Genomic DNA, 12752 nt, shown 5'->3' with positions numbered 1-12752 from the left:
TTACTCCTCGGCTGCGATCCGGAATGCATTATCCAGATCGGCGATTAAATCTTCGTGATCTTCAATTCCGACAGAAATACGCAGCAGCGTTTCTGAAATACCCGCTGCCGCGCGCGCTTCCGCAGACATGCCGGCATGCGTCATAGTCGCAGTATGCGAAATCAGGCTCTCCACGCCACCCAGGGATTCCGCCAGCGTGAACAACTGCAGCGCTTTCAGGAAGCGGCGCAGACGCGCTTCATCAGCGTCAAGTTCAAAGCTGAGCATCGCACCAAAGCCACGTTGTTGACGCACCGCGTACTCATGTCCGGCATTTTCCGGCAGAGACGGATGATACAGTTTTTTCACCAGCGGTTGTTGCTTCAGGTAATCAACAATCGCCAGCGCATTACGCTGCGCTGCCGCCATACGCGGCGCCAGCGTGCGCAGACCGCGCAACAGCAGGTAGCTATCAAACGCTGCGCCGGTTACACCAATATTATTCGCCCACCAGGCAAGATCCGTGGCCATCGCCGGATCTTTAGAAATCACCGCTCCGGCCACCACATCCGAGTGACCATTCAGGTATTTGGTGCAAGAGTGGATAACCAGATCGGCTCCCAGCGCCAGCGGATTTTGCAATGCCGGACTCAGGAAGGTGTTATCCACTACACTGATCGCACCCGCTGCACGCGCCGCCTGGCAAATGCCGGCGATATCTACCACGCGCAGCAGCGGATTGCTTGGGCTCTCCACCAACACGAGTTTGGGTTTCTCGGCCAGCGCGGCTGCCAGCGCGGCTTTGTCACCCTGATCGACAAATTTCACGCGATAAGCACCGCGTTTGCTCAGGCTGTCGAACAGGCGATAGCTGCCGCCGTAGCAGTCATGTGGGGCAACCAGCAGATCGCCCGGCTTCAGGAACACGGTGGTCACCAGATGAATCGCTGACATCCCGGTATTGGTTAATACCGCGCCCGCACCGCCTTCCAGTTCTGCCAGCGCGAGTTGTACCACATCACGCGTGGGGTTACCGCGACGTGAGTAGTCATGTGCACGCGGTTCATTAAAGTCGAGGAAGTTGTAGGTGCTGGAGAGGTGAATCGGTGGGACAACGCAGCCATATTGCTCGTCATCATTCAAACCGCTGCGTACTGCGATGGTTGCCTGTTTACGCGTCATGGTGCTTACTGTTCCTGAAGTGTAATAAGAAGTGGCAACAGGATAACATTCAGCGCATAGACGTCAATACATCTGGACATCTAAATGTCTTTGCGTATAGATTGAGCAAATCATCAATACCCGCTAAAATTACGCGTCATCGCCTGGTGTTCAGCGCGCTTTCCTGTGAAAAGCGATGCGCAAGCATAAAACCGGCAGTTTAAGCGGTCAGGCATCGAAAAATCGGGCATAATCAACGGATTTCCCCATATTCAACTTTTATTGATTAAGGTAACCCATGGCTGAATGGAACGGCGAATATATCAGCCCTTACGCTGAACACGGCAAGAAGAGCGAGCAGGTTAAGAAGATTACAGTTTCTATCCCGCTGAAAGTGCTGAAAATTTTAACGGATGAACGCACGCGCCGTCAGGTGAACAACCTGCGTCATGCCACAAATAGCGAATTGCTGTGCGAAGCCTTTTTGCATGCTTTCACCGGGCAGCCGCTGCCAAATGATGTCGATTTGCGCAAAGAACGTAGCGATGAGATTCCGGAAGAAGCTAAGCAGATTATGCGTGAGATGGGCATCGATCCCGACACCTGGGAATACTGAGTCCAGAAACAAAAAAACCCAGCCAAGGCTGGGTTTTTTCTTGCTGCCGAATCCGAAGATTCGATGGCAAATAATCTTATTTCTTGCTGCCTGGGATGCTGAAACGCTTGTTGAAGCGATCAACACGACCACCAGAATCAACAACACGCTGCTTACCAGTGTAGAACGGGTGGCATTTGCCGCACACGTCCAGGTTCAGGGTACCAGTCATGGTTGAACGGGTGTTGATCACGTTGCCGCAAGAGCAGGTGATGGTCACAGCTTCGTATTTCGGGTGAATACCTTGTTTCATGGGAGAACCTCATAAAAGGCCGTGTCGCTCTCCGTGCCAGGCGAACCTGCACAGCACCACACGCGGTTAATAATTAAGTGTATCTTTGACAAGCCATCTCATCAAAGGCGGCATAGTATACAGAAATTGACCGCACCAGGCAAATATCAGCTGTTTATTGGGAGGCAGTAAACGTCCTCATCCCAGTCCATCTGATGGAAAGAGCGTGCGCAGCCAATGTGTCTATGCGCTGTGGCGGTGGCGGTGGCGGTGGCGGTGGCGGTGGCGGTGGCGGTGGCGGTGGCGGTGGCGTGAAGTATGACGAGGGTTGCATCAGCGTGTACACTACTTCTCCTTATTACAGTACCGGATAGAGATCGACATGCCCGTTGTTCAGGTTGCCCTGCCCGTTCCGCTGCCTCGCCTGTTTGACTACCTTCTGCCCGCCGATGCGGCGCAGCCGGTGGTGGGCGCGCGCGTCAGCGTGCCGTTTGGCAATCGTAAAATGATCGGCATCGTGGTGGCTGTAAAGGAAACCAGCGACCTGCCTCTGGCTCAGCTCAAACCGCTGGAGAGCGTGCTGGACGATCAAAGCCTGTTCTCTCCAGCGCTGTGGCGCATCCTTAACTGGGCCGCCAGCTATTACCATTCGCCGCTCGGCGAGGTGCTCAACCATGCTCTACCTGTGCTGCTGCGTCAGGGCAAACCGGCGCAGGAAACGCCGTTGTGGCAGTGGGTGGTCAACGACGCCGGGCGCGAAGTGGCCATGGAAAGCCTGAAGCGTGCACCCAAGCAGCAGCAAGCTTTAGCGGCACTGCGCCAGCAACCTCTCTATCGCCATCAGGTCAGTGAACAGGATCTGACTGACGCCGCGCTGCAATCATTGCGTGCCAAAGGTCTGTGCGATCTGCGTGAACACGCACCGCAGATGCACGACTGGCGCACCACCTTTGCGGTGAAGGGCGATCGCCTGCGTCTCAATACCGATCAGGCGATGGCCGTCGGCGCGATGCGCAGCGAAGATGATCATTATGCAGCGTGGTTGCTGGCAGGCATTACCGGTTCGGGCAAAACCGAAGTCTATCTCAGCGTGCTAGAGAATGTGCTGGCGCGCGGCAAACAGGCGCTGGTACTGGTGCCGGAAATCGGCCTGACACCGCAAACTATTGCACGCTTCCGTGAACGCTTCGATGCGCCGATCGATGTGCTGCACTCGGCACTCAATGACAGTGAGCGTCTTGCGGTATGGCTGCGTGCGCGCAGTGGCGAAACCGCGATTATCATCGGTACGCGTTCCGCGCTGTTCACACCGCTGGCGCGTCCGGGGGTAATCATTATTGATGAAGAACACGACAGTTCGTACAAGCAGCAGGAAGGCTGGCGCTATCAGGCGCGCGATCTGGCGGTGTTTCGCGCTCACGAAGAAGATATCCCGATTGTGATGGGTTCTGCCACACCGGCGCTGGAAACGCTGCACAATGTGCGCGTCGGCAAGTATCGACAGCTCAATCTTACCAAACGCGCGGGCAACGCCAAACCGGCACTGCAACAGCTAATCGACCTTAAAGGCCAGCAGCTTAAGGGTGGGCTCGCGCCCGCATTGCTGGGCAAAATGCGCCAGCACCTGCAGGCCGATAATCAGGTATTGCTGTTCCTCAACCGCCGCGGATTCTCGCCTGCATTGATGTGCCACGACTGCGGGTGGCTGGCGGAGTGTCAACGCTGCGACAGCTATTACACGCTGCATCAGCATCATCGTCAGCTGCGCTGCCACCACTGCGACAGCCAGCGCCCGCTGCCCAATCAATGTCCGGGTTGCGGTTCCACACACCTGATGCCGGTCGGCGTCGGCACAGAGCAGCTTGAGCAGCAGCTCAGCACACTCTTTCCCGGCGTACCGGTGTCGCGCATTGATCGCGATACCACCAGCCGCAAAGGTGCACTGGAGCAGCATCTGGCGGATGTGCATCGCGGCGGTGCCCGCATTCTGGTTGGCACACAGATGCTGGCAAAAGGGCACCATTTCCCCGACGTGACGCTGGTTTCCCTGCTGGATGTCGATGGCGCCTTATTCTCCGCCGATTTCCGCGCCGCCGAACGCTTTGCTCAACTCTATACCCAAGTGGCCGGGCGCGCCGGGCGCGCCGGTAAACAGGGTGAAGTACTGCTGCAGACGCACCATCCCGAGCATCCGCTGTTGCAAACGTTGCTGCATCGTGGCTATTTCGCCTTTGCCGAAGAAACCTTGCTGGAGCGCCAATCGGTGCAGCTGCCGCCGTGGACCAGCCACGCGCTGTTCCGCGCGGAAGACATGGACAATGCGCAGGCCGCTGAATTCCTCACACAGCTGCGCAATTTACTCGAAGCCAGCCCGCTGAAAGATGAGGCTATGTGGCTGATGGGTCCGGTTCCGGCATTGGCACCAAAGCGCAGTGGGCGCTGGCGCTGGCAACTGTTGCTACAGCATCCTTCGCGTAAACGCCTGCAACAGCTGCTGAGCAGTTCGCTGCCGCTAATCTCCACCCTGCCCGCCGCGCGCAAAACCAAATGGACACTGGATATCGACCCCACCGAGAGTTAGGCCGCATCACATCTGCGAGCCAGATCGAAAAAAGTCGCACAAGTCACAATTTTTATGCAAATTAAGTAACAACCTCACCCGACGTTGGGTTATCAATAGTGCCCATCCCGGCTGAAGCCCGGCAATGTCTGAAAATCAATGCGCTGTACCGCGTCAGGAGTTATACGTTGGACCAGAAGCAACCTTCATCTGCTGCCACCATGAAAGATGTGGCCGAGAAAGCCGGCGTCTCTACCGCCACGGTTTCTCGCGCGCTGATGAACCCGGAAAAAGTCTCGGCTGCCACCCGGCAGAAAGTAGAACAAGCGGTGATTGATGTCGGCTATGCGCCACACGGGCTGGCGCGCAATGCCAAACGCGGCGAAACGCAAACCATATTGGTAATAGTGCCGGACATCTGCGATCCGTTCTTTAGTGAAATCATCCGTGGCGTCGAAGTCACCGCGGCGCAGGAAGGCTATCTGGTGTTGATTGGCGACTGCGCACATCAGGATCAGCAGGAAAAAACCTTCCTCAACCTGATGTTGACGCGCCAAATCGACGGCATGGTGCTGCTGGGTTCACAACTGCCGTTCGATGCAGGAATTGAAGATCAGCGTAACCTGCCGCCGATGGTGATGGGCAACGAATTCGCCCCGGAAATGGCTCTGCCTACCGTGCACATTGATAACCTGACGGCGGCATTTGAAGCTGTCAATCATCTGCTGCAACTCGGTCATCGCCAGATTGCCTGCATTACCGGGCCGGAACATATCCCGCTCAGCCAGTATCGTTTACAAGGCTACATTCAGGCTCTGCGCCGCAGCAGTATCGCCATTGATCCCACGATGATTGTGCACGGTGATTTCACCTTCGAAGCTGGTGCCAGTGCGCTGAAACAGTTGATGAGCTTACCTCAGCCGCCGAAAGCCATTTTCTGCCACAGCGACTTGATGGCATTAGGTGCAATGAATCAGGCACGAAAGCTGGGCATGCGCATTCCGCAGGATCTTTCCGTGGTGGGATTTGACGATATCGAACTGGCGCAGTATTACGATCCCCCACTCACCACCGTGGCACAACCGCGGTTTGCCATTGGTCGTGAGGCGATGCTGCTGTTGCTGGATGAACTGCAGGGCAAACGCGTCAACAACGGCTCACGTTTACTCGACGCGGAATTACGCGTGCGCGGAAGCACCGCACCCGCCACAAAAACGGGAAAAATGGTCTAGGCTTCACTGCATTTTCAGCGGATTCTGAAGGCAGACTCTGCTGGTCAAAGTTCCAGCCCTTGAGTAACATGACGCATTCGTTGCCGGGCAATTAACAGAACTTTTACACCCGTCTTAATTTAGGGTTTCGCCCATTGGCATTTTTTTGAAGGGTATCAGAACGAAAGTGGCACAGAGAGATTATGTAGGCCGCGGGCGTTCAACAGGGACGCGTCGCAAAAAACCCGCTGCAGGCCGCAGTAAGAAAAGCAAAGGCGGCTCCGGCACGTCAAAGTTGATGATCGTACTGGCCGTGGCCGTGCTGGTCACCTTTGCCGGTGGTTTATGGTTCATCTCTCATCATAAAAAAGAAGAGACTGAGGTCATTCCGAATCATAAAGCCAACGGCAACGGCCTTCCGCCTAAGCCGGAAGAGCGCTGGAAATACATCAAAGAGCTGGAAAATCGCCAAATCACCGTGCCGACGCCGACTGAACCGTCTGCTGGTGGTGGTGTGCAATCACAAACACAGCTGACGGATGAGCAGCGCCAATTGCTGGAACAGATGCAGGCTGATATGCGCCAGCAACCGACGCAGCTCAACGAAGTGCCGTGGAACGAACAAACTCCGGCACAGCGTCAGCAAACTCTGCAACGCCAGCAGCAGGTTCAGCAACAACAGCAACAGATGCAGCGCCAGCAGCAACAGTTACAGCAGCAACAACATCAACAGCAGTTGCAGCAACAGCAGGCGACGCGTCAACAACAACAGCCAGCGCCGATAACGCGTGAACCAGTGCAACAGCCGAAACCGCAGGAAACGGCAAAAGCGAAACCGGAAGAGAAAGCCGCTTCGCAGCGCTGGATGGTGCAGTGTGGATCGTTCAAAGGCACTGACCAGGCAGAGTCTGTGCGCGCAGGTCTGGCTTTTGAAGGTTTCGAGAGTCGTATCACCACCAGCGGTGGCTGGAATCGTGTGGTAATCGGGCCGTTTAAAGATCGCAGCAGCGCTGACAGCACGGTCAAACGCTTACACAGCTCCGGACACGGAAGCTGCATTCCTCTCGCTTTACCTTAAGTCATTCGCCTCGCGGCAAGTGCGTGAATCCCCTGAGCTTGCATCAGTAAGTTACAGGGGTGAACGCACCTCGCCAACGTACCGGCCATTTCAAGTAAGACAAATCTCGGGGTTGAAACCCTTCAAACCTACCCCATATCTGGTTGCATGATACTCCGCGCTCTGTGCGCGAAGTTCCTTATCCACTGCAACAAGGGGTCTGCCCGTGACAACAATAGTAAGTGTACGACGCAACGGCCGAGTCGTGATTGGCGGTGATGGCCAGGCTACGCTCGGCAATACCGTGATGAAAGGCAACGTGAAGAAAGTGCGTCGTCTCTACAATGACAAAGTGATCGCTGGTTTTGCTGGCGGCACCGCAGATGCCTTCACCCTGTTTGAACTGTTCGAGCGCAAGCTGGAAATGCATCAAGGTCACCTGGTGAAAGCCGCGGTCGAGTTGGCAAAAGACTGGCGTACCGATCGCATGCTGCGCCGTCTTGAAGCGCTGCTGGCGGTAGCTGATGAGAACTCCTCACTGATCATCAGCGGTAACGGAGACGTGATCCAGCCGGAAAATGATTTGATTGCCATCGGTTCCGGCGGTCCTTACGCCCAGGCAGCGGCACGCGCCCTGCTGGAGAACACCGACATTGGTGCGCACGATATCGTTGAGAAGGCGCTGAACATCGCTGGCGATATCTGCATTTACACCAACCACAACATCAACTTTGAAGAATTACCGTCTAAGGCTAAGGACTAAACATCATGTCTGAGATGACTCCCCGCGAGATTGTCAGCGAGCTTAACCGCTTTATCATCGGCCAGGACGGCGCAAAGAAGGCCGTGGCGATTGCACTGCGTAACCGCTGGCGCCGCATGCAGCTCGACGAAGAGCTGCGCCATGAAGTGACGCCAAAAAATATTCTGATGATTGGCCCGACCGGTGTCGGTAAAACCGAAATCGCGCGTCGTCTGGCAAAACTCGCCAATGCGCCTTTCATCAAAGTCGAAGCCACGAAATTCACCGAAGTGGGTTACGTGGGTAAAGAAGTCGACTCGATTATTCGCGATCTGACCGACTCTGCCATCAAAATGGTGCGCAGCCAGGCCATCGAGAAAAACAAATACCGCGCCGAAGAGATGGCGGAAGAGCGCATTCTTGATGTGCTGATCCCACCGGCGAAAAATAACTGGGGCCAGGCTGAGCACACTGCCGAACCTTCTGCGGCCCGTCAGTCATTCCGCAAGAAACTGCGTGAAGGCCAGCTGGATGATAAAGAGATTGAGATCGATCTGGCCGCATCCGCAGCCGGTGTTGAAATCATGGCGCCTCCAGGCATGGAAGAGATGACCAGCCAACTGCAGTCGATGTTCCAGAACCTCGGCGGCCAGAAGCAGAAAGCGCGCAAGCTGAAGATCAAAGAAGCCATGAAGCTGCTGATTGAAGAAGAAGCGGCAAAACTGGTGAATCCAGAAGAACTGAAGCAAGACGCCATCGAAGCCGTTGAGCAGCACGGTATCGTGTTCATTGATGAAATCGATAAGATCTGTAAGCGCGGCGGCCAGAATGCGGGCGGCCCGGATGTATCACGCGAAGGTGTACAGCGCGACCTGCTGCCACTGGTTGAAGGCTGCACCGTGTCCACCAAGCACGGCATGGTGAAAACCGACCACATTCTGTTTATCGCTTCAGGCGCGTTCCAGGTCGCCAGCCCGTCAGATCTGATTCCAGAACTGCAGGGTCGCTTGCCGATTCGTGTAGAGCTGCAGGCGCTGACCGTGAATGATTTCGAACGTATTCTGACGGAGCCAAACGCTTCTGTGACCGTACAGTACAAAGCGCTGATGGGCACTGAAGGCGTGAACGTTGATTTCACCGAAGACGGCATCCGTCGCATCGCCGAAGCCGCATGGCAGGTGAACGAAACGACTGAAAACATCGGTGCGCGTCGTCTGCACACCGTGCTGGAGCGTCTGATGGAAGACATCTCCTATGACGCCAGCGATCGCAACGGCGAATCCATCACCATCGATGCTGATTACGTAGGCAAGCATCTGGACGAATTGGTGGCCGACGAAGATCTCAGCCGCTTTATTCTGTAAAGGTCCCATCGTTATCCGCTGCCCGGCCACTGTGCCGGGCATTTTTTTACGCAGGATATTGATGCAGCGCTTTTTTTAGCGGGTGATGATTTTGCCAACAATCGTCAGATAGCGATATACTTACCGCTCCTGTGGCAAACAGACGATACCCTCATGAAATATGATACTTCCGAACTCTGTGACATCTACCATGAAGAAGTGAACGTGGTTGAACCGCTCTTTTCCAATTTTGGCGGACGCACCTCATTCGGTGGGCAAATCACCACAGTGAAATGTTTCGAAGACAACGGCCTGCTTTACGATCTGCTGGAAGAGAATGGCCGGGGTCGCGTGTTAGTGATTGATGGCGGCGGCTCGGTACGTCGTGCTCTGGTTGATGCGCAACTGGCGCGTCTGGCAGCGCAAAACGAGTGGGAAGGCCTGGTGATCTACGGCTCAGTGCGTCAGGTGGACGATCTGGAAGAGCTGGAAATTGGTATTCAGGCGATTGCCGCGATTCCGGTCGGTGCGGCGGGCGAAGGGATTGGCGAAAGTGATGTGCGCGTTAACTTTGGCGGCGTAACCTTCTTCTCTGGAGATCATCTTTATGCCGATAACACCGGCATCATTCTGTCGGAAGACGCCCTCGATATCGAGTAAGCCTCAACAAAAACGGGTGCCGCAGCACCCGTCATGGGTTTAAGCATAGACGCTTAAACCTCTTCCATTTTTCCCAACAGTGCACGCAGACGCTCCTGCCACACGTGCTGTTCTTCTTTCAGATGCTGGTTTTCACGCACCAGTGCATCCTGGTTGCCGGAAGCCTGGCTGGCTTCGTTGCGCAGCGTATTATTCTGATCTTTCAGCTCTTCGATTTCCATCTGTAGCAGGGTGATGGTATCAATCGCCTGCTGTACTTTCGCTTCCAGTTTCTCGAACACTTCAAATGACATCTTTATGACCTCTCCTAAATCTCTTGCAAGGCGTTGATGGTGCTGGGACTGCCTTGTTATGGTGCGTCCAGCCACGATGTCCCGATTGTATGTAGCCACACCCCGCAAGTCCAGCGACACAAGGCCTGCACGGGCAGTCTGTAACACTTTTCAGTTAATGCTTAAAAAAACGCTCACGATCGCGCATTTTTGCGCGCGGTCACGATATTGGACTTAAGTAAAGCAGGGTTAATGGCCCTTAAAGAAAGGTAAAAGACGCGAAAACGCGCATTTTTATGACGGAGTACACATATTTCGATTTCGCTATTTCTCGTTTATGCTCGTTAACGATAAATTCACATCAGCCCTACATAAGAGCTGGGTGACTCATGGATTGAGAACAAAAACTGATAAAATTTAACCTCGCTTCAGGAATGCCATTATGAGTCAGACAACGAACACACTAAAAGGTCAATGCATCGCCGAGTTTCTCGGTACCGGTTTGATCATCTTTTTTGGTGCAGGCTGTGTTGCTGCATTAAAACTGGCTGGTGCCGCATTCGGTCAGTGGGAAATCTGTATTATCTGGGGTCTTGCTGTCTCCATGGCCGTGTATCTCAGTGCGGGCGTATCCGGCGCGCATTTGAATCCAGCGGTAACGGTCGCGCTGTGCCTGTTTGCTAACTTTGAAGGCCGCAAAGTGCTGCCTTACATCCTGGCGCAGGTTGCCGGTGCCTTCTGTGCGGCGGCGCTGGTTTATGGCCTCTACTACAATTTGTTCTTTGATTATGAAGCCAGCCATCAAATGGTGCGAGGCAGCGTGCAGAGCCTCGATCTGGCCGGTATCTTCTCAACCTACCCTAACCCGCACATCAGTGTCGGTCAGGCGTTCCTGGTTGAGATGGTGATTACGGCGGTACTGATGGCGGTGATCATGGCGCTGACCGATGACGGCAATGGCGTACCACGTGGTCCACTGGCTCCGCTGTTAATTGGTCTGCTGGTTGCCGTGATTGGTGGTTCAATGGGCCCGCTCACTGGCTTCGCACTCAACCCGGCGCGTGACTTCGGTCCTAAGCTGTTCGCCTTCATCGCAGGTTGGGGTGATGTGGCCTTCACCGGCGGCAAAGATATTCCTTACTTCCTGGTTCCGATTTTTGGCCCACTGGTGGGTGCTTGCCTCGGAGCCTTCGGTTACCGTTCACTGATTGGCCGTAACCTGCCGGTCAACGTGGCGGAAGCCAGCAAAACAGAAAAACCGGTCGCACGCGCTGAGCAGCGTAAAGCGTAAGTTTCATCGTTAATCATCAGGAAAATAAAATGACTACGACTGATAAAAAATACATTCTCGCGCTCGATCAGGGCACGACCAGCTCGCGTGCCGTGGTACTCGATCATGACGCGAACATCGTCGCCGTCTCGCAGCGCGAATTCACCCAGATTTACCCGAAAGCGGGCTGGGTAGAACACGACCCAATGGATATCTGGGCGTCACAAAGCTCAACGCTGGTCGAAGTGCTGGCCCATGCCGACATCCGTTCTGATGAGATTGCCGCGATTGGTATCACCAACCAACGTGAAACTGCCATCGTGTGGGATAAAGAGACCGGTAAGCCGATCTATAACGCCATCGTCTGGCAGGATCCACGTACAGCGGACTATTGTAACAAGCTAAAGAAAGAGGGTCTGGAAGAGTACATCCAGCATACCACCGGTCTGGTGATTAACCCTTACTTCTCAGGCACCAAAGTGAAGTGGATCCTCGACAACGTTGAAGGTGCGCGCGAGCGTGCAAAACGTGGCGAGCTGCTGTTTGGTACCGTTGATACCTGGCTGGTATGGAAAATGACCCAGGGGCGTGTGCACATCACCGACCACACCAACGCCTCTCGTACCATGATGTACAACATCCACAAGCTGGAGTGGGATGAGCGTATGCTGGAGATCCTCGATATTCCGCGCGAAATGCTGCCGGAAGTGAAAGGCTCTTCTGAAATCTACGGCCAGACCAACATCGGGGGTAAAGGCGGTACGCGTATTCCAATCGCGGGTATTGCAGGTGACCAACAGGCAGCCCTGTACGGCCAGCTGTGCGTACAACCGGGTATGGCGAAAAACACCTACGGTACCGGCTGCTTCATGTTGATGAACACCGGCACCGAAGCCGTGACTTCAACGCACGGTCTGCTGACTACCATTGCTTGCGGCCCGCGTGGCGAAGTGAACTACGCACTGGAAGGTGCGGTGTTCATCGGCGGTGCCTCCATTCAGTGGCTGCGTGATGAGATGAAGCTGATCAGTGATTCAACGGACTCTGAATACTTCGCCCTGAAAGTGAAAGACACCAACGGCGTCTACATGGTGCCTGCGTTTACCGGTCTGGGTGCGCCTTACTGGGATCCGTATGCCCGTGGCGCCATCTTCGGTCTGACGCGCGGTGCCAACGCAAATCACATCATCCGTGCAACCCTGGAATCGATTGCTTATCAGACACGTGACGTGCTGGAAGCGATGCAGAACGATGCAGGCACCCGTTTGCAATCTCTGCGCGTGGACGGTGGTGCGGTCGCCAACAACTTCCTGATGCAGTTCCAGTCAGACATTCTCGGTACGCGCGTTGAGCGTCCGGAAGTACGTGAAGTGACCGCGCTGGGTGCAGCTTACCTTGCTGGCCTGGCGGTGGGCTTCTGGAGCGATCTGGAGGAAGTACGTGCGAAAGCGGTCGTTGAACGTGAGTTCCGCCCAAGCATCGAAACCACCGAACGCAACGTGCGCTATGCAGGCTGGAAGAAAGCCGTGGCGCGTGCGCAAGCGTGGGAAGACGCTGAGTAATACCTTTGACCCGCGGCACCCTGCCGCGGGTTTTTCTCCCCGCCCTGC

General features: G+C 55.1%; 13 protein-coding genes. 10 read left to right on the top strand and 3 right to left on the bottom strand.

The window, feature by feature from the left end:
* Nucleotides 1–1161 (bottom strand): cystathionine gamma-synthase, encoded by a 1161-nt coding sequence (gene metB, locus WFP70_RS16585; RefSeq protein WP_337023865.1) that lies wholly within the window; start codon nucleotides 1159–1161, stop codon nucleotides 1–3.
* Between the two features lie 277 nt (nucleotides 1162–1438).
* Here metB and metJ point away from each other — a divergent pair, with 277 nt between their 5' ends.
* Nucleotides 1439–1756 (top strand): met regulon transcriptional regulator MetJ, encoded by a 318-nt coding sequence (metJ, locus tag WFP70_RS16580; RefSeq protein ID WP_034823729.1) that lies wholly within the window; start codon nucleotides 1439–1441, stop codon nucleotides 1754–1756.
* A 76-nt stretch (nucleotides 1757–1832) separates the two neighbouring features.
* Here the strand turns inward: metJ and rpmE are convergent, their stop codons facing one another.
* A complete protein-coding gene (gene rpmE / locus WFP70_RS16575; RefSeq protein ID WP_021506837.1) occupies nucleotides 1833–2048 on the bottom strand; it encodes a 50S ribosomal protein L31 in 216 nt (71 codons plus the stop codon).
* 194 nt (nucleotides 2049–2242) lie between these two features.
* On the opposite strand from rpmE, the gene WFP70_RS16570 reads away from it, so the two are divergent.
* The 7 genes from WFP70_RS16570 to rraA all read left to right on the top strand — a co-directional run bounded on the left by WFP70_RS16570 (nucleotide 2243) and on the right by rraA (nucleotide 9600).
* Nucleotides 2243–2401 (top strand): hypothetical protein, encoded by a 159-nt coding sequence (locus WFP70_RS16570; protein WP_337029539.1) that lies wholly within the window; start codon nucleotides 2243–2245, stop codon nucleotides 2399–2401.
* Nucleotides 2402–2409: 8 nt separating this feature from the next.
* Entirely contained in the window at nucleotides 2410–4608 is a 2199-nt protein-coding gene (priA, locus tag WFP70_RS16565; protein WP_160868988.1) for a primosomal protein N', read from the top strand.
* Between the two features lie 167 nt (nucleotides 4609–4775).
* On the top strand, nucleotides 4776–5819 hold the full coding sequence (cytR, locus tag WFP70_RS16560) for a DNA-binding transcriptional regulator CytR (RefSeq protein ID WP_034823733.1): 1044 nt from the start codon (nucleotides 4776–4778) through the stop codon (nucleotides 5817–5819).
* Between the two features lie 166 nt (nucleotides 5820–5985).
* Nucleotides 5986–6876 (top strand): cell division protein FtsN, encoded by an 891-nt coding sequence (ftsN, locus tag WFP70_RS16555; protein WP_337023864.1) that lies wholly within the window; start codon nucleotides 5986–5988, stop codon nucleotides 6874–6876.
* 205 nt (nucleotides 6877–7081) lie between these two features.
* Nucleotides 7082–7618, top strand: coding sequence for an ATP-dependent protease subunit HslV (hslV, locus tag WFP70_RS16550; RefSeq protein WP_071845580.1), 537 nt, complete (start codon nucleotides 7082–7084; stop codon nucleotides 7616–7618).
* A gap of 5 nt (nucleotides 7619–7623) precedes the next feature.
* Nucleotides 7624–8961 carry an HslU--HslV peptidase ATPase subunit gene (gene hslU / locus WFP70_RS16545; protein ID WP_045815700.1) on the top strand — a complete coding sequence of 446 codons (1338 nt, stop codon included), beginning with the start codon at nucleotides 7624–7626 and terminating at the stop codon, nucleotides 8959–8961.
* A gap of 153 nt (nucleotides 8962–9114) precedes the next feature.
* Nucleotides 9115–9600, top strand: coding sequence for a ribonuclease E activity regulator RraA (rraA, locus tag WFP70_RS16540; RefSeq protein ID WP_034823742.1), 486 nt, complete (start codon nucleotides 9115–9117; stop codon nucleotides 9598–9600).
* A 53-nt stretch (nucleotides 9601–9653) separates the two neighbouring features.
* Here rraA and zapB read toward each other — a convergent pair whose 3' ends face one another.
* Nucleotides 9654–9893 (bottom strand): cell division protein ZapB, encoded by a 240-nt coding sequence (gene zapB / locus WFP70_RS16535; protein WP_034823745.1) that lies wholly within the window; start codon nucleotides 9891–9893, stop codon nucleotides 9654–9656.
* 421 nt (nucleotides 9894–10314) lie between these two features.
* On the opposite strand from zapB, the gene WFP70_RS16530 reads away from it, so the two are divergent.
* Both WFP70_RS16530 and glpK read left to right on the top strand, forming a co-directional pair.
* The gene (locus WFP70_RS16530; protein WP_034823747.1) at nucleotides 10315–11163 is read left to right on the top strand and encodes an MIP/aquaporin family protein; all 849 of its coding nucleotides are present in this window, start codon (nucleotides 10315–10317) and stop codon (nucleotides 11161–11163) included.
* 29 nt (nucleotides 11164–11192) lie between these two features.
* Nucleotides 11193–12704, top strand: coding sequence for a glycerol kinase GlpK (gene glpK, locus WFP70_RS16525; protein ID WP_058960112.1), 1512 nt, complete (start codon nucleotides 11193–11195; stop codon nucleotides 12702–12704).
* Nucleotides 12705–12752: the final 48 nt, after the last annotated feature.

The organism is Pantoea sp. USMM079 (genome assembly GCF_037153115.1).
In the GTDB taxonomy this organism is placed as follows: domain Bacteria; phylum Pseudomonadota; class Gammaproteobacteria; order Enterobacterales; family Enterobacteriaceae; genus Pantoea; species Pantoea communis.
This window is presented reverse-complemented; position numbering and strand designations above follow the sequence as displayed.

What these genes read in the sequence shown, in the direction of transcription:
- metB (WP_337023865.1), bottom strand. Translation starts at nt 1,161, where the DNA reads ATGACGCGTAAACAGGCAACCATCGCAGTACGCAGCGGTTTGAATGAT.
- metJ (WP_034823729.1), top strand. Translation starts at nt 1,439, where the DNA reads ATGGCTGAATGGAACGGCGAATATATCAGCCCTTACGCTGAACACGGC.
- rpmE (WP_021506837.1), bottom strand. Translation starts at nt 2,048, where the DNA reads ATGAAACAAGGTATTCACCCGAAATACGAAGCTGTGACCATCACCTGC.
- WFP70_RS16570 (WP_337029539.1), top strand. Translation starts at nt 2,243, where the DNA reads ATGGAAAGAGCGTGCGCAGCCAATGTGTCTATGCGCTGTGGCGGTGGC.
- priA (WP_160868988.1), top strand. Translation starts at nt 2,410, where the DNA reads ATGCCCGTTGTTCAGGTTGCCCTGCCCGTTCCGCTGCCTCGCCTGTTT.
- hslU (WP_045815700.1), top strand. Translation starts at nt 7,624, where the DNA reads ATGTCTGAGATGACTCCCCGCGAGATTGTCAGCGAGCTTAACCGCTTT.
- rraA (WP_034823742.1), top strand. Translation starts at nt 9,115, where the DNA reads ATGAAATATGATACTTCCGAACTCTGTGACATCTACCATGAAGAAGTG.
- zapB (WP_034823745.1), bottom strand. Translation starts at nt 9,893, where the DNA reads ATGTCATTTGAAGTGTTCGAGAAACTGGAAGCGAAAGTACAGCAGGCG.
- WFP70_RS16530 (WP_034823747.1), top strand. Translation starts at nt 10,315, where the DNA reads ATGAGTCAGACAACGAACACACTAAAAGGTCAATGCATCGCCGAGTTT.
- glpK (WP_058960112.1), top strand. Translation starts at nt 11,193, where the DNA reads ATGACTACGACTGATAAAAAATACATTCTCGCGCTCGATCAGGGCACG.